Origin of the sequence: Bacteroides sp. D55t1_190419_B8, assembly GCF_015558905.1 — a bacterium.
Classification (GTDB): domain Bacteria; phylum Bacteroidota; class Bacteroidia; order Bacteroidales; family Bacteroidaceae; genus Bacteroides; species Bacteroides vicugnae.
Window position 1 is genome coordinate 20378 of sequence record NZ_JADMOU010000007.1, and the last position, 23210, is coordinate 43587.

10 protein-coding genes are annotated in these 23210 nt (G+C 43.1%); 4 read left to right on the forward strand and 6 right to left on the reverse strand.

Going from position 1 to position 23210, the window contains the following annotated elements:
• Position 1 precedes the first annotated feature (1 nt).
• The 5 genes from I2I13_RS08600 to I2I13_RS08620 form a co-directional block, all read right to left on the reverse strand.
• Positions 2-4513 (reverse strand): translocation/assembly module TamB domain-containing protein, encoded by a 4512-nt coding sequence (locus I2I13_RS08600; protein ID WP_195649249.1) that lies wholly within the window; start codon positions 4511-4513, stop codon positions 2-4.
• Between the two features lie 114 nt (positions 4514-4627).
• Complete coding sequence (locus tag I2I13_RS08605) at positions 4628-6961, reverse strand: ATP-binding protein (RefSeq protein WP_195649250.1); 2334 nt, start codon at positions 6959-6961, stop codon at positions 4628-4630.
• Positions 6962-7001: 40 nt separating this feature from the next.
• Positions 7002-8360 (reverse strand): MATE family efflux transporter, encoded by a 1359-nt coding sequence (locus I2I13_RS08610; RefSeq protein ID WP_195649251.1) that lies wholly within the window; start codon positions 8358-8360, stop codon positions 7002-7004.
• A gap of 83 nt (positions 8361-8443) precedes the next feature.
• The gene (locus I2I13_RS08615) at positions 8444-9682 is read right to left on the reverse strand and encodes a pitrilysin family protein (protein ID WP_195649252.1); all 1239 of its coding nucleotides are present in this window, start codon (positions 9680-9682) and stop codon (positions 8444-8446) included.
• A 5-nt stretch (positions 9683-9687) separates the two neighbouring features.
• A complete protein-coding gene (locus I2I13_RS08620) occupies positions 9688-10527 on the reverse strand; it encodes a peptidylprolyl isomerase (RefSeq protein ID WP_195649253.1) in 840 nt (279 codons plus the stop codon).
• Positions 10528-10614: 87 nt separating this feature from the next.
• Between I2I13_RS08620 and I2I13_RS08625 the strand changes: the two genes are divergently transcribed.
• Positions 10615-11988, forward strand: a complete 1374-nt coding sequence (locus I2I13_RS08625) for a sigma-54 dependent transcriptional regulator (RefSeq protein WP_148363881.1) — start codon at positions 10615-10617, stop codon at positions 11986-11988.
• Positions 11989-12208: 220 nt separating this feature from the next.
• Here I2I13_RS08625 and I2I13_RS08630 read toward each other — a convergent pair whose 3' ends face one another.
• Positions 12209-16303 carry a two-component regulator propeller domain-containing protein gene (locus tag I2I13_RS08630; protein WP_195649254.1) on the reverse strand — a complete coding sequence of 1365 codons (4095 nt, stop codon included), beginning with the start codon at positions 16301-16303 and terminating at the stop codon, positions 12209-12211.
• A 179-nt stretch (positions 16304-16482) separates the two neighbouring features.
• Here I2I13_RS08630 and I2I13_RS08635 point away from each other — a divergent pair, with 179 nt between their 5' ends.
• From I2I13_RS08635 to I2I13_RS08645, 3 genes are read left to right on the forward strand one after another with little or no spacing between them, the layout of a single operon-like run.
• Positions 16483-19743 (forward strand): TonB-dependent receptor, encoded by a 3261-nt coding sequence (locus tag I2I13_RS08635; protein WP_195649255.1) that lies wholly within the window; start codon positions 16483-16485, stop codon positions 19741-19743.
• A gap of 19 nt (positions 19744-19762) precedes the next feature.
• Entirely contained in the window at positions 19763-21697 is a 1935-nt protein-coding gene (locus tag I2I13_RS08640; RefSeq protein ID WP_195649256.1) for a RagB/SusD family nutrient uptake outer membrane protein, read from the forward strand.
• A gap of 52 nt (positions 21698-21749) precedes the next feature.
• Positions 21750-23207, forward strand: coding sequence for a sulfatase (locus I2I13_RS08645; RefSeq protein WP_229128594.1), 1458 nt, complete (start codon positions 21750-21752; stop codon positions 23205-23207).
• Positions 23208-23210: the final 3 nt, after the last annotated feature.

The following is a 23210-nucleotide window of genomic DNA, read 5'->3' on the forward strand; positions in this document are numbered from 1 at the left end:
CTTACTTCTTTTTCTTAAAGATGAACAGTTCACTGAGTTTGTCCAGTTTCTTGCGAAGTACCAGACCGACTCCGGTTTCCGTAATCTCGCCTTCGAGTACACTCTCGTAGTTTTTATCGTAAAACAGACGGACATAACGGGTTCCAGTTCTATCCAAACGATATTCCAGAGAGATGTTATCAATAAAGGATTCCGCATCATTCGTCGCACTCTCACCTGTAGAAACCTTACCTCCGATTACAATCTGGAAACGATTGTTAAAGAGACGTTGTGAATAACGGAAACTGTAATCCGTACGCTTACCACCCGTATCCGACAAATCGTGATCTTCGATACCGACAGAAACACTGGCATTTTTCAGATTTCCCATCAATGAATTGATTTGGCTGCTTAATACGGAGTTCAGTGCGGAACCCATATTCAATTTACCCAATCCACCACCTCCGCCACCAATCGGTCCGGTGCCAAGATAGGTTTTCATAACCATAATATAGAGAGCTTGTTTACCTCTCTCTTCCGCCCCCATGGCTGTCAACTCGTTTTGTATGGTTGCATCTTCGGGAGCAGATACATCAAATGCAAAGGAAAGATTATCCAACCGGTTCTTGACGACAATGGACACATCGAAATTAACCGAACGCGTTCCACCGTTCTCTCCTTCGGAAACAGAAGCACGGATACGATCGGTTGCTTTGAAGTTCAACATCGGGTCCATGGGGTTTCCTGTCCATTCCACATAGCTACCGTTATCGATAGCAAATTCTTTGGCAGCAATGACAGGTAAAGCATATTTCATCAAACCGCCGCTCAACGTATAGCGTCCGGTCAATGTCAGATCACCTTGCGGAGTATATTTCATAGAGAGGTCACCTCCCCCTTCCAGTTCGACACGATTGTCATTGCTTGCATCCAAATCGACTTTCAAACGGACGGATGGATCGATATGTACCATCATCACCATGTCCAACCCGCCTAAAGAAACAGTCGGCACTTCTTGTTGAACAACCGTAGTGGTGTCGCTAAACGAAGTAAAGGTTACCAGACTTCCCAAACGATCCTGTACCGTCAACGGTGAGTCGGTCAAGATATAGGAAACGTCTGTATTACCCAACAGGCTCATGTTTCCACGCATGTTCAATCCATCCAACGGTCCTTTCACTGTTGCCCGGAAATCGGCAAAGACTTTTCCGTAGACCAGACTCTCACGAGTGCGTTTGGCATCCAGAAGCGTATAGTTCTGCGCCAGCAGATTCAGATTTGCCATCGGTCGGGACATATCCCTGAAATCAACATAACCGTCAATCGTAAATGGAGTTTTTCCTGTTGTATAGATAGCGAATTTATCAAATTCCAACCGATTATTCTTTATCAGTACCGGACGGTTGTCGAACCTGAAATTAGCACCATACTGTTGAGAAAGGACAGAAACGCTATCCAGCACCAGTTCGCCATTAATCAAAGGCTGTTCGGTGCTACCCGTAATGTTCAGATTACCATCCATATCACCGGCCAGCGTAGCCATTTTATCAGGAATAAATACGTTAGCTACACGTAGCGGGAAATGCTCCAGAGTAGCGTTTACTTCCAGACTGTCTTTTCCTGTCCGGGTTGGAAGCAGCTTACCATCCGCCACCATCACTTCTACTTCGTCGTGATTCAGATAGGCGTTCAGGTATTGCTTTCCCTGTTCGCCCGGTAGCCAAGTAGCTCCCACTGTCACGTCACCAATGCGTTGACGTTCATAAGTCAGCTCATCAATAGCTGCTTCAACCGAAAGCTGAAGATCCTTTTCGGTCTGTACATAGTGCGCTTCCGCAGAGAATAAACCGGTTATTTCCGGGAAGTAAGGAAGTACACTGCTCAAATCAGCCAAACTGATTCTTCGGATTTCCACATCAATATTCTGTAGAGAAACGGTGTCTCCCCGTACGGAATGTACACGGAATCCCATTCCTTCGTCATCCCACATATCGACATTGGCGTATACGCGCATATTCTTATGTACATAAATCCAATTATGCTTTTCATTGAAATGGAACTTCTGGAAGGCGATAATCGGTTCTTCCGGAATCAAGGTGAAAGCCAGTCCATCGCCTTTTCCTTTGCCCTCAAACAAGGGACGTGCATTGACACCGAGTAATACTCCTGTTTCTCCTTTTCCATTTTTAAAGTCTACCAACAACTCGGCATCCCGGTCACGAATCTCTCCCGTCAGTGTGGTAGAGAAGGAGAATTGCGGATTCTTGGGGCCGTTAATAACTCCGGCACGCAATTTCATGAGTGTGGTATCTTGTTTGACGGTAAAGAAGATGGTATCCAATTGCAAAGTATCTACTTTCAAGGCATGGACAGCGGCCTTTCCATTGATTCCCCAGTTGGGAGCCGTTCCGAATTTCACTGAAGCGTCATGGTAAGCTATCTTCTTGGTAGCCAGGAAATATGCCAAAGGGTTCTCTTGTCCTGCGGAGAAAGAGAAAATAGCAGTTGGCAATGCTTTGCGTAATTCAGCGTGATTCAAGGCTTTCTCATCAATCTGCTTCATCAGTACATCTACAAAATGAGTGGACTGGCGAATCAAAGGATTAACGCCGGAACGTGCACTCAAATCGAGTTTCATATCTCCGGAGATTAAATGTGCCGAAACTAAATCCCGACGTGCTTCGGCAACTAAGTTAAAAGTCAGCGGACGTTTCATTGGCTCTGGCATGATTCCCAGTTCATGCAAATCCAGTTGGGTGACATCAATCGTTATTTTACCGTCGGGGTAGCTGTGTGCCAGATTGTATTCAGCATCCGTTGTCATTTTCAATAAAGCATTGTCACTTGTTAGATGTGCAGTGACCAATGCGCCTTTAAGTTCTCCCGTCAGATCAAGATTGGAAAGATGGTATTTAGCATAATGAAGCTGATCTAGTGAAAGATTCAATTTGGCAAATGAATGGTAGGACATGACATCTAATCCACGACCATTAGCCGCAGCCGAAAGAGAAAGTTCATAGATAGAGTCTTTCGGGAGGAAACTATGAAGTTGCAGATTGTCTATTTTCAGATCAGCCTTATAGACTTCGGTAGTGGTATTTAAGGCTGCATTCACGTCCATAGCTCCTTGTCCTTCTTTCAAACGGAGATTTGCTTTATATTCAGGACCTTTGATATCCACTTTCGCCACCAGATTCATGCTGTCAGGAATGACAAGCGTACCATTCGGCGCTTCTCCCGACAGAGCGGTCAGGAAGTTCAGGTTTTGAGTGGTCATTTTCAAGCCGATGGTTCCGGTGCGTGTGAGGCTGTCAGCAAGGTTTTCCAGAAGACCACCACCCTCCAATGCAAAAGCACCCGGCAGATCTACCGTGAAACGGGAAATCTGCATTTCTTTCAGATTGCCGTCCGTGCCGGCACGGATGACGAGCGGGCGGAAGGGATAGGCTTCTTTGAAGCTTTCAGGCAGACCGCCGGCAAATAGCATGACGTCTTCTTTGCCGATATAGGCATTGAGACGGGCGGATAAGCGTCCCGTAGTGGGGATATTGACCAGTTCCCAATAGGTATGGGCAGATAAATCGATTTCAGAATGGGGAGTGTTCAGTTTCAAACCGGGAACACAGATAACAGAATCATTGGAGTAGGCTCTACCCGTCAGGGAAGTGACGCTCAATCCGGAACGTTCGTTCATGGTAAATTCACGAATGACTGCGTTCATATCCCTCCCTTTATACAGCAAGGAATCCAGAGCGATGCGAATATCCCGGACGGCAATATGAGAAGCATCGAAGCCCTCTGCCGGTTGAGCAGTTCCGGTATCATAGCTGGCGGAGGTTCCCGATAATAAGAACTTCTTCAAGTCGTAGTACTGATTCTTCAAATCCGCTTGAGCATCATCGATGGCTGCTTCTCCAATATGGGTCGCCATACGCATGGAATCAGCAGGAAGCTGCATACTGAACGATACATTTTTCAATTTCAACTGATGAAGAGCTACTTTCCAGTTGATCGGAGTAGAAGCTGCGGTATCTTTGGGCGTAGTTGTGGTATCATTCATCAGTAGCTGCACGTGAGTGTCGGATAGTTCGACCTGATTGATTACCGCTACTTCATTAGATAGATCGACGCCATGACTTTGCAGGAAGAAACGTCCCAAAACGCCTTTAATCTTCATTCCCTCCATCAAATCGGCTGAATTAACGGCTACCCGGCTCAAAGTCACTTCATCCACTTCTACTTTTCCTTTTATCAACGGCCATGCCTGTACACGGACATTGAGGCTTTCTAAAGACAAAAGGGTGTCCGGCTGTTGAATGACCTCCACACCACGTACCAACAGATTAAGTGGGAAACGAAGGTCTATCCGCTCCACCTGAATCTGCATGCCGGTTGCTTTAGAGGCGTATGCAGTAACCTCCCGACGCAAAAGATTCTGAACGGGAGGAACATAAAGCAATACCATTAGTATTACAAAGAGTATTATAGGAGTAAGCAGTATCCAGCTTACCCAACGTATCCATTTTCGTTTCATGTAAAATGTGTCAGTGTAAATAAGGTGACACAAAGTAAACAAATTATTTTGAAAAAAGGTTTGGGTAATAGTAAGAAAGATATAAATAGTAGCTAAGGAGTAGGAGAAACCAGCTTATTGGGGCTTCTTCATTGTCTCCAAATAAAGCTCCGCTTCACTAATTATTTTACGGACAGCTTCTAATGTATTAAATGTTATTTCTTCTATTTTTTCCGAGAATTCTTCTCCACGACAAGCCTCCAACCATTTTAGCGGAGCGATGGTTTCCTCCGCTCCGATCATTGTGAAGAGAGGGAGAAGTTTATGCGCCATGGCAGCTATCCCATCCACTTCTTTATCGTTCAATACTTGTTGCATCCGTTCGATATTCCTACCTGTCTCTTCAATAAAAGTATGAATGATGGAGTATGCTGCTTCCGGATCATCTTCAGAATAAGCAGTAAGTGCAGAAAAGTTGATCCCGACAGTTCCCATATCTTCTGTAATATGCGCTTCATCGGCCGAAAGTTGACCTTCATTTACTGTTAGCAACAATTCCTTTACTGTAAACGGTTTATGCAAACAACCGGCAAAACCATGTTCATGTAAAGCGGCTTTATCCATCTCACTACGGGCAGTCACAGCAATAACAGGGATTGTTTTTGCTTGTGGTATATTAGAAGCCCGTAATAGTTTTACCAGATCAAACCCGTTAATGGCAGGCATTTGTATATCTGTCAGCAATACATCGAAGACGGAAGAGCGAAGTTGCTCAATCAACTGTTCCAGCTGTTCACAGCACACTGCATCAATACCATGCTGTTTCAACATGGCAGCAGTCAGATTCAACTGAATCTTATCGTCATCAATCAAGAGCACACGAATGACTTTCATGGGAGGAATGCCAGCCGACTGTTTGGGAGCGTATGGACTTTCGTTCTCCGATGATTCACTTTCCGGAGATTCACTCTCCGTAAGGGATTTACCTACCGGATACAAAGGCAGAACGACCGTAAAACAGCTCCCCTCACCCAATGTACTCTGCACGTCGATTGTTCCCTCAAGCAAGGTTACCAGCTTCTTCACAATAGACAGTCCGAGTCCGAATCCTTCTTCCCCCTGTGCACCGGAAAGACGTGTGAACTCCTGGAAAATACGTTCACGATCTTCTGATGCCATTCCTTTTCCTGTATCGGCTATAGCAATGGTTAACTTTGAAGAATCATAACCGGCTGTCAGGCTAATCTCGCCTTTTTGAGTAAATTTTACAGCATTGGACAAAAGGTTATTCACAATTTGCCGAAGTCGCAAAGGATCGCTAATATATCCTCCGTTCAGTTCCGAAGCGACGTGACATTGCAAGGCTAATCCTTTGGCAGCAGTCAGAGGTTCGAAACTGACATAAATTTCATCAAATAGCTGGGAGGGGTTAAAGGTTACACGATTCACTTCCGCTTTATTGAGATCAAGCCGGTGGAAATCGAGCAAGTCACTGACTAACTTCAATAAATGTTCCGAAGAACTTTTCATATTGTCGAGATAGAATCGTTGCCGTTCATCTTCTGTCAACCGGGACAGAAGCTCGGTATATCCCATAATTGAGCCTAACGGAGCTTTAAAATCATGGGTAATGGCAAGCATTAATTTCTCGCGGGCAACAAGCAAATCTTCCGCCCGTTTATTCGCTACCTCCAATTGCCGGCGGTAACGGTTGCTACGGGAAATATCCCGCATAATCAATATCAGGAAAAAAGCAGATAATAGTACGGCACCAACCGCGATACCGCCGATGATACGTGCCGACCGCATCCTCACTTCCTGCTGAAGTTCGGCATCCTGACGGGCACGCAAGGTCATTTCTTCCTCATATTGTTTAATCAGGCTATCCATCCGTGCCGTCAACTGCGTATTCATCCGCTGGTACTTTGTACTGGTACGCCGGATTGTTTTCCTCCGTTGCAGTCGTTTTTCTTCGGTAGCCATGCGGATTTTCTGCTGAAGAGAATCTTTGGAAGTGGTCGGTTGAAGAATGGTATCGGTAGCGACTTCCAACGATGTATTTACTAATACGGCACTGTCTTGTTTAGAAGGGGAAAACACCTCGGCGAGTCGTTTAAAGAATCCCTTCTTTTTAGGCGTAGTGATTAAAGAGTCACGCTTGGTAATGACCCGATGTTGTACCCGCTGCTGGGTAATAACTGAATCCTGTTCGGAAATGATTTCTTCGATTTCCGAAGCAGAGAGAAGACTGTCGTTTGCTTCACTTAGCACCCGCAACATCTGAATCGTGTTTTGATCTTTCTCATGGAGAAGGGTCAACAGACTGTCTGTTCTTAAATTCTGTTGATCGTCGGCGGCCGACAATGCTTCCATCTCACGATGTACAAACACCAGCGAGAAAAGGAGGATCGCCAGCAACAAAGTGTAACCGGCGGTTATTTTCAACTTTGTAAAACGGAAGGAAGCCATTGGGGTTAAGTATTAAGTTTTAAGTATCAAGTATTTAGTATCAGGTTTTGGGATGGGGTTCGGGGAGCTTCGTCATGTGATGAAAACGCCACCAAAGCATCAATCCTGCGCTCGTCAAACCAAAAGGGAACGCCATCCAGACACCTACTACTCCCCATCCCATCACAAAGCCACAGAAATAACCTACAGGAAGGGAAATAATGAAATAGGCGACAAAGGCAATCACCATCATTAGTTTTACATCTGAAATTCCACGCAAAGCGTTGGCAAAAGTAATCTGCAGTCCGTCGCCAAACTGATAAACGAGGAAAGGTAAGATTAGAGAGGTCACCATAGCAGCCACTTCCTGACTGTCGGTAAACCAGCCTCCCAAGTAATTCCGGCAAAGGAAAACAATCAAAGAAAGCACAACGCCCAATGTCATCATCAGATGAAAACCTGCATAGGCAGAACGACGTACATTGATGATGTCATTCTGACCTTTGAAGTTACTGACACGAACAGCCACAGCGGCACCCATACCGTAATACATCATAAATGTAAACTGCGAAATAGCCAGCATAACCTGATGGGAAGCCAGAGCGATAGTACCCAGCCAACCGATCATGATCGCACTTAGACTAAAGGAGGCTGTCTCCATTCCCATTTGAAAGGCAACCGGCCATCCGATCCCATTCAAACGTCCAAATATAGCTCGTGACCATCCCAAACGGAAAAAGCCAATCTTATAGCGGACAAAACGCGGACTACGCATAAAGATAATGATAAATATAATCACCATCACGATACGCGAGAACAGCGTGCTGATACCTGCTCCCAACAGACCTAATTCGGGCAATCCGAGCTTTCCATAAATCAGGATATAGTTTCCTATGATATTCAAGACATTTCCACCAAGCAATATCCACATGGCGGTTTTAGTATCCGTAATTCCGTCTGTAAACTGCTTAAATCCATTGAAAAGCATGACAAACACTAGCGAAGCGAGCAAAACAAGATAATACGGTTTAATCAGGGGAATCAATTCTTCCGGCTGTCCGAGACGTTCTATATTTAGATAAAGAACAGTCATACAGATAGTCAGCAGCAATGCAACCATCAGGTTTGCCAGCAAACTGTTGCGTAAAGCCTGTCCCGCAGGGGCATACTGCCGGGTTCCATACAAACCTCCCACAATGGGAGTCAGCCCATACGAAAACCCTGTACTGAAAATAATCGCCAGATTGAACACATTATTGACGAAGGAAGCTGCTCCCAGCTCAATCGTACTATGATGTCCGATCATTAACGTATCCGCGAATCCAAGAACGATTACTCCTATTTGACCGATCACAATCGGCAATCCGAGAAAAATCAGTGCTTTATAATGCTCTTTATATGTACTATAAATATGTCTCATTTACTTTTCCGTTACCTAAACGAATCTCCATTTTCAGGCAAAGGGACTTTTCCCTTTCACTGGTAGATTATAAAAGGGAAAATTTAATTTTGTTGTTTCTTATAATAAAGTATTACTCCGTTCTCCTTACGGAAAGCAGATTGAGCCACCGCCCGCAATTGGTCAGCTGTGACAGATCGATAACGATCAACCTCTTTTTCCATGTCTTCCGCCCGGCCAAGCAATTCGTACCAAGCCAGGTTGGTTGCCACATTCAAATAATTGATGTTGCCGAATATCTGGGTAGACTCAAATTTATTCTTCACCTTTTCCAGTTCCTGTTCGTCAACCAATTCTTGTTGCAACAAATCCAGTTCTTCCCGTACTGCCGCTTCCGCCTGTTCCAGGGTGACACCTGCCGAAGGTTTGCCACTAATATGGAATAACCCCGCATCTACACTGCCGGAAATATAGGCATCTATACTTGAGAATAATTGTTTCTGCTGTACCAAACGCTGGCTCAAACGGCTGGAACGCCCGTTGCTCAACACATCCGACAGAATATCAAACGCATAATAATCCGGATGATGATGATCGGGCATATGGTAAGCCATAAACAGGGAATCGAGAGGAACATTTCTCTCAACTGTCAGTCGACGTTCTTCCGTCTGCTCCTGTTCCTGTGGCAGGTTCCGTTGAGGAACTTCCCGACGAGGAATAGAGGCAAACCATTTTTCCGTCAAAGCAACCGCTTCTTCAAAAGAGATATTGCCGGTCACAGCCAATATAGCATTATTGGGAGCATAAAAACGGAAAAAGAATGCCTCCACTTCTTCCAGCGTAGCATTGGCTATATGCGACAACTCTTTTCCGATAGTAGGCCATTGATAAGGATGCGTCTGATAAGCCAGAGGACGCAAAAGATGCCCTACATCTCCATAGGGCTGATTCAAACAACGCTGTTTGAATTCTTCCATTACTACTCCCCGCTGTACCTCCAGACTCCGTTCACTAAAATCAAGACTCAGCATCCGGTCGGATTCCAGCCAAAAGCCGGTTTCTACGTTCTGACGAGGTACAGTGAGGTAGTAATTGGTTATATCATTATTCGTCCAGGCATTATTCTCTCCACCCGCCAGTTGAAGCGGCATATCATAATCGGGAATATTCACCGATCCTCCGAACATCAGGTGTTCGAACAAATGGGCAAAACCGGTATGTTCGGGATCTTCGTCACGGGCTCCCACATTATATAATATATTAAGGGCAACCATCTGCGTACTTTCGTCCTGCGAATGTACCAAACGTAACCCATTATCAAGAATATGCCTGTTGATTTTCATATATTTCAGTCAAGTATTGTCACCTTTGTTATTTTTACATCTTCTTCGGGACGGTCGCTACGGTCGGTTTTCACCTGCTGGATTTTATCCACAATATCCATACCTTTCACGACTTCGCCGAATACGGTATATTCGCCATCCAGATGCGGAGTTCCTCCCACCGTTGTATAGGCTTCAAGCTGTTCCGGAGTGAAATGAAATTCCGGTTCTTTGGCAGCCATTTCCTGTGCCTGTGCAAACAGTTTTTCCTGCAAATCATAAAGACCGTTCTCGTCATTTTCTTTCCGCATCTTATAGATTTCTTTCATGTGTTTCTGTGCCAGCGTATTGAAAATAACATTAATCTTATTCTCATTCATCTGGCTTTCCATACCCAGCAAGGTAGAATCATTGAACACCTTACCCGTCACGATATAAAACTGGCAACCGGAAGATTCTTTCTTCGGGTTCACATTATCTCCCTGACGAGCAGCGGACAGGGCACCTTTCTTATGGAAATATTTAGGATATACAAATTCAGCGGGAACAGTATAACCTACATCTCCGGTACCCAACATTTTTCCTTTCGGCGCATTTTTTGAGTCCGGGTCACCTGCCTGAATCATAAAATCTTTGATAACGCGATGAAACAACGTACCTTCATAAACTCCGTCTTTCACCAGTTTGATAAAATTATCGCGATGCTTCGGTGTCTCATTATAGAGCTTTACCTCAATGTCTCCTAAAGTGGTTTCAATCTTTACCAACGTTTCTTTATCCATGTCTCCTCCTTTTTTTGTTCCGGTTTTGCAGGCAGTAAGTCCGCAAAACGATATGGTTAATATGATCAATAAAATCTTTTTCATAACGCTTTTATTTAATTTAAGTTTGCAAATATACCATTTTCGCCTAAATCCTCTTACCTTTGTGACTTAAAAGAATCAAAACCTGACATGATGAGCTCCATATTGATCGTTGAAGATGATATCACTTTTGGAATGATGCTAAAAACCTGGTTAGGCAAAAAGGGCTTTGAAGTATCATCAGTGAGTAATATTGCCCGCGCCCGAAAACATATTGAAAGCCAAAGCGTCGACCTCATTTTATCAGACTTGAGACTCCCTGACCACGAGGGCATTGATCTACTGAAATGGATGAACGAACAAGGCATTGATATTCCTTTAATAATCATGACCGGTTATGCAGATATACAATCGGCTGTGCAAGCAATGAAACTGGGAGCACGTGATTATATCGCCAAACCTGTGAATCCGGAAGAGTTGCTGAAGAAAATCGCAGAATCCTTACAGGTCGGAAAGGTTCCGGTGACTCATAATACCGCCAAATCTTCTTCTAAAAAAAGCACCTCCATTTCATCTAAAGATTCAACAGAAAATCATCATGCCTATCTGGAAGGTGAAAGTGATGCAGCCAAACAACTTTACAACTATGTAGGTCTGGTAGCTCCTACCAATATGTCCGTACTTATCAACGGTTCCAGCGGAACAGGAAAAGAATATGTGGCACACCGCATCCACCAACTTAGCAAACGGAATGACAAGCCGTTTATTGCCGTAGATTGTGGCTCTATCCCCAAAGAACTGGCGGCCTCCGAATTTTTCGGTCATGTAAAAGGTTCGTTCACAGGAGCCTTGACAGATAAGACGGGGGCTTTCGTTGCTGCCAACGGCGGAACTATCTTCTTGGATGAAATCGGGAATCTTAGTTACGAAGTACAAATACAACTGCTCCGTGCCCTGCAAGAGAGAAAGATACGTCCGGTAGGCTCCATGCAGGAAATATCAGTAGACATCCGTCTGGTATCTGCAACAAATGAAAATCTGGAACAAGCTATCGAAAAAGGAACTTTCCGTGAAGATCTTTATCACCGTATTAATGAATTTACGTTGAAAATGCCTGACCTGAAAGAGCGGGAAGAGGACATCCTGCTCTTTGCAAATTTCTTTCTTGATCAGGCAAATAAGGAGCTGGACAAGCATCTGATAGGCTTTGATGCAAAAGCATCACAGGCTTTACTGAACTATCATTGGCCGGGTAACTTACGCCAAATGAAGAATATCGTGAAAAGAGCGACCTTATTGGCACAAGGCAGTTTCATCACTCTCCTTGAACTTGGGACCGAACTTTTGGAAACTCCCGTATCCAGTGTCACAAGCATAGCATTACGCAATGAAGATACCGAAAAGGAACATATTCTGGAAGCATTGCGCCAAACCGGAAATAATAAGAGCAAAGCTGCACAGTTACTGAATATTGACCGGAAGACATTATATAATAAATTGAAATTATATAATATTGATTTGTAGCAATTTACAATCTTATATTTCTCAAGCATTCTCATGCCTATGAGAAAAAACTCTCATAGGCATGAGAAAAAGTTCTCACTATAATGAGTATTTTTTCTCATCACAGTGAGAACACTTTAGATTGTACTTCCCTGATACTATTTGACTAGTTCTTTCTTTATTCTTGTTACAGGTTGATTAGAATGATTGCGTAATAACCTGCTAATAATTGGCTACCTTTCTATATTTCTCCCATATATTTAGAAGGAGATACTCCAAAATGTTCCGTGAAATGTTTGCGAAGAGTGCGAGTATCAGAATATCCGACCATTTCCGAAATCTCCTGAATAGAATAGCGGTTTTCCAGAATTAATGACGCCGCTTTGCTTATACGTATACTGCGGATCATATCTATGACCGACAAATCACTACGCTGCTTCACTTTCCGATACAACGTAGGCTGGCTCATATTTAATTGTTCCGCCAACATCTTCACATTAAAATCTTCATTGGAAAGATTAACCTCTATAACATGAATAAGCTGTTGCAGGAAAGTATCTTCTTTCCCTCCCTCTTCCGATTCTTGTTTCAGCATCAAGGCCTTTGTATAAATCCGTCTCAACCGTTCTCGTTGTAAAATCAGGTTATCCACTTTGGCAAGAAGAATCTCCGGATTGAAAGGTTTCAGCATATAATCATCCGCTCCACTATAAGAACCATGCAAGATATCAGCATCTTCCGATTTTGCAGTCAACATCAAAATCGGAAGATGCGCCGTTTCCTGTTGTGCACGAATCTCCCGGCAACAAGTAAAGCCGTCTTTTACAGGCATCATCACATCCGAGATAATGAGGTCGGGCAATTGTTCTTTTGCCATACGCACCCCTTCTTCACCGTTGCCGGCTTCATATACTAAATACTTAGAAATAAACAAACTCCGGATATATTCACGGACTTCTTCATTATCCTCAATAACCAACAAGCTTTTTTTGGATGTTGTTTCTTGGCTATTTTCTGATGCAGAAAGAAATAGTTCCGACTTCAACTCTTCATTCGGTTTCGTACTCATTTGCTGACAGTCAACCAGTTCATAATCATCTTTTGCAAAATGCTCCTTGCCATCAGGAATATATAAAACAAACGTACTCCCTTCACCCGTTTTGCTCTCCAATGTCACTTTGCCATGATGCAAATCCATCGTATTCTTCACAATGTATAATCCAATCCCTATCTTTGTTGATATTTCCGGTATATTTTCTCCTGTTATGAACGATTCGAAAACATGTTTCTGCAAATCCTTCGGAATCCCTGCCCCTGTATCCGAAACAGCAATCCGGCAATATCCTTGTCCATCTTTCATTGTATGGGAGACAGAGAGCAGGACACTACCACCCGAAGATGTATACTTAAATGCATTCGAAAGAAGATTTTGCACGGCCGAAGTAATTTTGGGTTCATCTACCCAATACAACAGTTTTCCTTCAGGCAGATTAACCTCAAAGCGCAAATCCTTGATCTCCGACATTTGCCGGAATGGTTCCGACACACTCTTTATCACCCGAGCCAAGTCGGTCTCGGACAATTGGAGTTTAACCATTCCTGCCCCTATTTTTTGCACATAAAGTAAATGATCTACTAAAGTATGCAAGGAAGTAGCATTCTTATGCATTATCTGCAATTTCTTATAAAAAGGTTCCAACGGATTAGCTTGTTTCATCAATTCCTGCAATGGAGCAAGAATCAAAGTTAGCGGAGTACGCAGTTCGTGGGCAGCACCAGTAAAGAAATTTTCACGTTCCATACGTATCTGCCGTTCTTTCTCACGCTCCAGACCAACAGTCAGCAATTCATGTTTCATCTGCATTTCATGTTCCAGACGCCGTTGTCTCAATCTTAACAATCGCACAAAATAAGCTATCATGCCAATCACCACAAAGAGAATAAACAACCGAAAAGCCACTGTGCGACTCCAATGAGGAAGTATCTTTATATTCAGGGAAGTCACTGCTCCCGTCTGTCCATCCGGAAATATATTCTTTACCTCGAATACATAGTCCCCTTCCGGCAAGTTAGTATATGAGGCTTTTTCTCCATCATCAGATATCAGCCAATTCTCCTGATAGGGCAAAAGCCGGTAGTTATACTTTTGTTGTTCATTGGAATGAGACAGATTATTGAAAGTCAAAGAAAAATCGCGATTATCATTATTCAAAATAACTTGATTGGTATAAGAGATTCCCTCCCGAAGTATTATTTGACCGTTTATCTCCTTATCTATTTCCACCGGACGGTTGTCGACTTCCAATCCCGTTATCAATACCCGTTCATTTGCAGGATACACATCTACATCATCCGGATGAAAGTAAGTCATACTCTGATTATTCCCAAAGAACAACGTATGGTTACTGAATAAAGCCGAACGGTTACTACCTGCAATATAATAATTATAGAAAAGGTGCTGATGACGGCTATAACGGGAAATTCCCGAATTGCTGCCCAGCCATATATGTCCTTTAGCATCTTCCGTAATACAACCGACAAAATTACTGCACAATCCGTCAGCAGTTGTATAAAATTCACGAATCGAATCCTGTTGAGGAGAGAGAATTGCAAAACCATCCATATAGCCTACATACAGATTTCCATCTGTAGAAGCTAACAATGACCGCACTGAATGATTCTTTACATTTGCTTTCTGCTCATAGCCAGACTTGGCTGATATTTCACCGGAAGTAGAGACAGACACCCTACATACTCCCTGATTGCTTGTGCCCAGCCAGATACCCCCGTCTTTTGTTACAGCAATAGAACGTATGGCAAGTGCTTCTTTTTTATCTAGTTTCTGTTCAACCGGCAAACGCTTGCACATTCTTTTTTTAGGTTCAAAGAGCAAAAGTCCTTTTTCAGTACCCACCCAAATAACTCCTTCAGCATCTATATAGATAGCCCAAATATCCGAAGTATAGATGATACCATCCACCAGCAAAGTATAAGTTATGAATCGGCGGGATTTAACATCATAAACGGTCAATGTCCCATTTCTATTCCCGAACCATAAATTACCCTGTCCATCTTTCAAAGAACAGAGCACAGTTTCACTACTATTTCCCGAACCGGAATATACAGTAGAAAACTGTAGCCTCTTACCTGATTCATAAGGTTCATCACTTCGCATAATACCTTTATGAAAAGTGGCCAGCCATACAAAACAGTCGTCGTCCATCGTTATACTGCAAATCTCATTATGCCTATCCTGATAAAAACGGTTATAGAACTGTGACCGCAAGTCCGAACACATCACTCCTCCACCGTTTGTCCCAATCCAAAGCACCCCATTCGGATCATAATAGGATGAAATCATACGGGTTTCCAAGTTTTGCTGAACTTGTGAAGCTGTATTATTGTAAATTTCAGTAGTGAGTTTCTGTGGATGTTCCTTATCCGGTATCAACAGTGTATAGCCACTCCAAGTTACCGCCAGATAACGGTTATTATCTATTGGTATGACTTGATAGACATCCGTATGGGAAAGCTGATTTTCCTCAGTTGTCCCGTCATACGAGATCCGGTCAATCTGATGAGTCCGCAAATGATAGCGAATAATCCCCCGGGCAATGGTTGAAATCCATACAATATCATCCTTACACATGACAGAAGTAATCTGAATAGACTTTATTGTATCTAATGGGATCAACGTCCGGCACAACTTCTCACTATCCGGATGAAATAACAGCAAGTTACTGAAATTGGTAACCAGACACAACCCTCTATTTTCATCAAAGCAAACAGCAGAAAAAAATTCTCCTTTTGCGGATAGTAGCTTAAAGTCCTTCTGAAGGTTCGCACAAATAAAGTCTGCATCGCCTGACTGATTTTTATGCTCTTTCCATTGATACAACAATAATTTATCTTCGAATATAGCCCAAAAAGAAGTTTCATTCAAGGGTAACAATCCCCAGAGCCTGACTCCATCCGTCTCCTTTCCGGATATGACAGGAGTAAAACATTCGGATTTTCTATTAAAACAATAAAGTTTGTTTCCGGCAATAATACCCAGATAGTCTTCAGATAATTTCACAATCTTTTCAACCGAAACAGACATTTCCATCGGACTGAAATTTTTAATCATCTTCCCATCATAACGGCTTAAGCCATTATTCGTACCAAACCACATAAATCCATCCGCATCCTTACAAATGCAAGAAACGGTATTGTCTGCCAGTCCATCCTGCATTGTCAACAAACGAATATCCTTATCAAAAAAAGCATAAACGGAAACCAAAGGAATACTGCTTATTATCAGAACTAGTAAGATTAGATTTAAGCGTTTTGTCATATTAATCAATTTAGGGCAAATAAACGAAATAAAGTCAAAACATACAAAAAAAAAGAATAAAGAAATGCCGCATGAATTAAACATGTACACTGAATGAAAGAAATATGCATATCCGTAAAGACTTTGTTCGCGTACATTTGCAGTACAATAACCTTATGTATAACTTTAAATAAAATGCAATGAGAAAACTAACATCATTACTCACCATGCTATTGCTAGGTATCAGTTTCGTGTATGCGCAGCAAGTCAGCATCAAAGGTACCGTTACAGACAAAAGGCTTAATGAGCCGATTATCGGTGCCAGTGTATTAGTGGAAAACACAAACAACGGAACCATCACAGATATAGATGGTAACTTCTCTCTCAAAAATGTCGCTAAAGGAAATGTGCTGATCATATCTTATATAGGATATCAGCCTCAACGCCTGACATTCGACGGCAATCAAACGACTTTCAAAATCATGCTGACCGAAGATACGCAAACATTGGATGAAGTGGTTGTAGTAGGATTCGGAACACAGAAAAAGGTGAACCTAACCGGAGCAGTAGCAACTGTAGATACCAAAACGTTGGAATCCCGCCCGGTTACTTCCGTATCACAGGCCCTGCAAGGGGTCATGCCGGGATTGAACATTGACGTGAATGATAAAGGCGGACGACTGGATAAGAATCCGACAATGAACATCCGTGGCGTCGGTAACCTGGGAACAGGTTCCAGTGCTTCACCACTTGTTTTGATTGACGGTGCCGAAGGAGATATTAACACGCTTAATCCACAGGATATTGCTAATATTTCCGTATTAAAAGATGCAGCTTCCTCTTCTATCTACGGATCTCGCGCTCCGTTTGGTGTGATATTGATTACTACTAAATCCGGAGAAGCAGGAAAGACAACGATTCAATATTCAGATAACTTCCGTTGGTCTCGTCCGACCAATATACCCGACATGCTTGACTCCTATCGTTTTGCCAGATATTTCAATGCAGCGCAACTTAATACTGGAGATGGTAACAAGAAATTTATTTTCGATGACAACACTATTGATCGTATCCAACGATACATGGCAGGCGAGTATCCATACACCTCTGATCCGGAAGGTTCTCAAGGGAGTAATTTTTTCCCTTTCAATGGAGCGTCTAATGATAACCAAAACTGGCCGCGAAACTTCATAGACAAAACATCTTTCGGACAAGAACATAATTTAAGTATTTCCGGTGGAAGTGAAAAGGTCAAGTATTATATCTCCGGTGCTTTTCTTTCGCAAGAAGGACAAATGAACTACTCTGACGAGAAAAAGAAACGTTTTAATATCAGCGGAAAAGTCAGCGGACAGGTAACCCAATGGTTAAACCTTGACTTCAATGCACGATTTATCCGTGAAGATATTGCAATGCCTACGTTTATCAATCTCTATGGCGACCGTTTCTTTGCAGAAACAACCAAGTTATATCCTACAATGCCATTATATGACAACAACGGACACTATACACGTAACCCCAAGTTAATGCAGTTAACTTCCGGAGGGCGTTCCAACTCAACGAAAGATACTTACTTCACCCAGGGAGGATTTCATTTAACCCCCATCAAAGGATTAGGCATACACGGGCAAGCCAGTCTGCGTACCGAAAGCTATCAACATCAATACAACATTAACAAAGTATATCTATACACTCGTGACAATCAGCCGGTTGAAGAACAATGGCTGGGTGGTGACGACGATCTTGCCGCCGGAAGAACATCTGCACAAAGCGAAACGGAACAAACTTCCATGGTAACTACGGCTCTTTACGCAGACTATGAATACTCTTGGATGAAGCATAATTTCAAAGCTACCGCAGGTATGAATTCGGAATATTACCGCATCAACAACATGGTAGGCAAACGCTATGACGTAGTCAACGAACTGGTCCCCAGTATCAATACCGCAACAGGAACGAGTGTACTGAAAGCCTTCACAAGAGAATGGGCTACAATGGGTTATTTCGCACGCGTCAACTATGACTACGACGGCAGATACCTGATTGAAGGAAATATCCGTCGTGACGCGACTTCCCGTTTCCGTGGAGATCAACGTTGGGGAACTTTCCCTTCCGTATCCGTCGGTTGGAATATTGCACGCGAAGCATTTTGGGAACCGATACAACAACAAGTAAATCTTTTGAAACTCCGTTTCTCTTATGGTAGTCTGGGAAACCAGAACACAGAGAGCTTCTACCCTACCTATTCCATTCAGAACATTACAGTAGGTAGCGCAGACGACGGAGGCCGTTGGTTGCTTGAGCAGGCCAACAAGTCAAGTATAGCTTCTACTCCCGGACTTGTAAGTTCATTGCTCACTTGGGAACGGGTCACCAGTTACAATGCCGGTCTGGACTTCGGAGCTTTCAACAACCGTCTGACCGGATATGCGGAATATTATGTCCGCGACACAAAAGACATGGTAGGACCTGCCGAAGAGATTTCTCCGATTGTAGGTGCGTCAGCCCCGAAACTGAACAATACATCTTTACGAACCAAAGGATGGGAATTACAAATAAATTGGCAGGATAGAATCGGTCAGGTAGGTTATCACATATCTCTCAACTTATCCGATGCGCAGACTGAAGTGACAGAATATCCTAACCCTGACAAGACATTCTATACCAAAGACTCTGATGGTAATACAATAGAAAGTTACTGGAAAGGAAAAAAACTAGGTGAAATCTGGGGATTCAAGACAGTAGGCATGGCAAAAACCGATCAGGAAATACAAGATTATATAGCTATCCATGACCAAAGCAGACTTCCCAATGTTGGCAATAACATCTGGAAAGCAGGTGACATCATGTATGCGAATCTCGATGATAATGCTGCTATTGAAAAAGGGACTTCCGCCAACGACCCGAAGGACCTCTGCATTATCGGCAACAGTACGCCGCGCTATCGTTTTGGCATCACATTGGGAGCAGATTACAAAGGTTTTGATATCAGCATGATGTTCCAGGGAGTGGCGAAACGCGATATATGGGTAGGTGGAGATGACAGAATCGCATATTCAAAAGGCATGATTTTCTGGGGAGTCAACGGAGGACAATGGGACTCTACAGGATACGAAGAACATTATGATTTCTTCCGCCCGGAAGGTGACGAACTGGGAACAAACCTGAACGCTTACTTCCCTCGTCCCATCATCGGAAGCAAGCAAAATCAACAAGTACAGACTCGTTACCTGCAAAATGCCGCTTATATCCGCCTGAAGAATCTACAAATCGGATATACCTTACCGAAAGCGCTGATACAAAAAATCAGTTTACAAAAAATACGGATCTTCTTTTCTGGTGACAATCTTTGGACAGGAAGTAAAATGAGTAAGAATTTTGATCCGGAGCTATTATATCAGAATGGTATGAGTTACCCACTAAGCTATACACTCTCCTTCGGTGTCAACATCACATTATAAACCTTAAAAACAGATTATTATGAAACTAAAATATATATTCTTTTCATTCATGGCTGCCTCATTCACTTTGAGTTCATGCAGTGACTTTCTCGACAGGCAACCCTTGACAGACAATACGGACGAAGGATTCTTCACCGAACCGATTCAATTGCAGGCATATTGCAATAAAAAATATGATTTGCTCCCCGATTATAAAGATGTCAATCTTTTCAATGATGACGAAACGAGTGATAATCAGGCAGCAGACGCACCGAAAGATCTCTTTTTGCCCCAGCGCATCAAAGTAGCAACAGATGGCAGCTATAACCGGCAGGAACATTTGCGGGATTGTAACCACTTCCTGCACTATGCTCTTGAGAACCTGAAAAGCGGAAGACTTAATAATACCAATGAAACACAGCAATATATAGGCGAAATGTATTTCTTCCGTGCCTATATTTACTTTGAATACCTAAGAAAGTTTGGAGACTTCCCTATCATTACGGAAGAACTTACCGCTGATGACTATGCCGCCAATGTGGAAGCAAACAAACGTAAGCCACGTAATGAGGTAGCACGTTTTATTCTTAGCGATCTGGATGAAGCTATCAGCCGTCTTTTTCCCCGTAGCAATGCATTAACCAACCACCGGTTGAATCAGGAATCCGCATTATTGTTTAAGTCACGTGTTGCTCTTTATGAAGCCAGTTGGGAGACCTATCACAAAGGAACAGCCCGCGTACCGGGTGGTCCGGGATGGCCGGGAGGAACATTTGATGGTAATCTGGACACAGAAACAGACTTTTTCCTGACACAGGCAATGGAGGCAGCAAAACCTATAGCAGAAGCATTTCTACCCAATATCACCGATAAAATTGAAGACTACATGAATTTGTTCAACCAATATGATTTATCATCCAATAAAGAAGTATTGTTATGGCGTATGTATGCCGTAGATGCAACAGTCAACAGCAAGGTGGAGGGTACGTATCATAGTATCTACTACGGAGAAAAAACAGAAGCCCAAGGTTGTGCCGGCAAAGACGGAGGATACACACGCTCATTAATGGAAACATTCCTGACCACTAACGGTTTGCCTATTTACGCAACCGGCAACACAGAATATCAGGGTGACGCAAGTATTGAAGATGTGATGAAAAACAGAGATCTGCGCCTGGTACAATCAACTTCCAAACCGGGAGATCTCATATGGAGGGGAGCAAACCTTGACCAGACAGGTATCATGAGATATGTCAACTTGCTGAATTCATATGAAAGCGTATCTCATTCCACTACCGGTTATATGGTACGCAAAGGATGGAGAGACAGCAACGTTACTATGAATGATAATTCGCCATTGGCTTATATGATTTTCCGTGCTTCAGAAGCATTCCTCAACTATATGGAAGCCGATTGTATGAAAAACGGAGGAATTTCCATAGATGCAAACAGCCAGAAATACTGGAAAGCATTAAGAAAACGCGCGGGAGTATCAGATGATTATCAAAAGACCATAGACAACACTGACCTGAACAAAGAAAATGACCTGGCTGTATGGTCGGGCAATGAACAAGTCAGCAGACTGCTTTATAATATCCGACGTGAACGCCGTTGTGAGTTTATAGCTGAAGGTATGCGCAAAGACGATTTATTCCGTTGGCGTTCACTAGATAAAATGAAGAATTATATAGTGGAAGGATTCAACTGGGAAGAATATAAGAAAGAGGAGTATTATGTACATCAGACGCAACTGGGATTGAAAATCTATGATAGCAAATATCTGCGACCATATGCCTTCAACGAGTTGATTATCAACAACAATGGCTATAACTTTGAAGAAGCAAACTATCTTACCCCGATTTCTTATGACATCTTCCGCATGTCGACACCAGTGAAAGGAGGAGACCCAACCACTTCAGTTGTATATCAGAATCCGGGATGGCCGATAGGCTCCAATCTCTATGCAAATCAGTAGCAATTCAATATAAATCATAATCCATTAGAAATAAAAAGCTATTTTTGCCATTATGAGTATTACAACAAGTATGATATATCACCGGACATGGATAATCGGAGCAGCACTTGCTGCTCCGATTCTTCCAGTTTCATCACAGGTCCCCCCTAACCTAGTCTTTATCATGGCCGACCAATATCGGGGAGATGCATTAGGTTGTGTGGGCAAAGAACCTGTAAAAACCCCTTGTCTGGATAAACTTGCTTCCGAAGGAATCCTGTTGACCAATGCAATCAGCAGTTATCCCGTTTCATCACCGGCACGGGCCATGCTGATGACAGGTATGTATCCGCTCCACAATAAGGTGGTAGGCAATTGTAATTCACAAACTGCCCCCTATGATGTAGAACTTCCTCAAGAAGCCCGCTGCTGGAGCAACGTACTGAAAGAAATGAACTATCAGACCGGATATATAGGTAAATGGCACTTGGATTCTCCTCATAAACCTTATGTAGACACCTACAACAACCGCGGTAAAGTAGCATGGAACGAATGGTGTCCGCCCGAACGTCGTCATGGTTTCGATCATTGGATAGCCTACGGGACGTACGATTACCATCTAAAGCCCATGTATTGGGATACTACCGCCCCACGCGATAGTTTCTATTATGTAAACCAATGGGGACCTGCCTATGAGGCAGATAAAGCCATCGAATACATTCAGGCACAAAAAGAGAATAAACAGCCTTTCGCATTAGTCGTTTCAATGAATCCTCCACATACAGGTTATGAACTGGTTCCCGACAACTATAAAGCCATGTATAGGGACTTGAATGTAGAAGCTTTGTGTGCCAATCGCCCCGATATACCTGCCAAAGGGACTGAAATGGGTGACTATTTCAGAGACAACATACGTAACTATTATGCATGTGTTACAGGAGTGGACGAGAACGTAGGACGTATCGTAGACGAATTAAAAAGAAACGGGCTCTTCAAGAATACGATTATAGTGTTTACTTCCGACCACGGCATCTGTATGGGTGCTCACAACCATGCAGGGAAAGATATTTTTTATGAAGAGTCTATGCGTATCCCCATGATTATTTCCTGGCCAGAAAAAATTCAGCCGCGTAAAGACGAACATTTGATGATTGCTTTCGCCGACTTATATCCTTCTCTCCTATCCATGATGGGATTCCGGAAAGAGATTCCCGAAACGGTACAAACATTCGACTTATCCCGGGAAATCCTCGGCGAAAGTAGAAGAGAGGTCATACAACCTTATTATTTCGTACAGTTCGACAATCATGCCACAGGTTATCGCGGACTACGCACAGCAACCCATACCTTTGTAGTACATGCCCAAAATGGTATTATAGACGAAACAGTTCTTTTCGACCGCACAAAAGACCCATATCAAATAAACAATATAGCCGAACACTCCCCCAAGTTAGTCCGGCAGTTCCGGGAACAACTCAAGAAATGGCTACACCATACCCATGATTCATTTGCCAATTATCTGACCCCCTAATAA

Coding starts and splice junctions, on each gene's coding strand:
- I2I13_RS08620 (WP_195649253.1), bottom strand. CDS start 10,527: ATGAAAAAGATTTTATTGATCATATTAACCATATCGTTTTGCGGACTT.
- I2I13_RS08645 (WP_229128594.1), top strand. CDS start 21,750: ATGAGTATTACAACAAGTATGATATATCACCGGACATGGATAATCGGA.
- I2I13_RS08635 (WP_195649255.1), top strand. CDS start 16,483: ATGAGAAAACTAACATCATTACTCACCATGCTATTGCTAGGTATCAGT.
- I2I13_RS08630 (WP_195649254.1), bottom strand. CDS start 16,303: ATGACAAAACGCTTAAATCTAATCTTACTAGTTCTGATAATAAGCAGT.
- I2I13_RS08615 (WP_195649252.1), bottom strand. CDS start 9,682: ATGAAAATCAACAGGCATATTCTTGATAATGGGTTACGTTTGGTACAT.
- I2I13_RS08625 (WP_148363881.1), top strand. CDS start 10,615: ATGATGAGCTCCATATTGATCGTTGAAGATGATATCACTTTTGGAATG.
- I2I13_RS08605 (WP_195649250.1), bottom strand. CDS start 6,961: ATGGCTTCCTTCCGTTTTACAAAGTTGAAAATAACCGCCGGTTACACT.
- I2I13_RS08600 (WP_195649249.1), bottom strand. CDS start 4,513: ATGAAACGAAAATGGATACGTTGGGTAAGCTGGATACTGCTTACTCCT.
- I2I13_RS08610 (WP_195649251.1), bottom strand. CDS start 8,360: ATGAGACATATTTATAGTACATATAAAGAGCATTATAAAGCACTGATT.
- I2I13_RS08640 (WP_195649256.1), top strand. CDS start 19,763: ATGAAACTAAAATATATATTCTTTTCATTCATGGCTGCCTCATTCACT.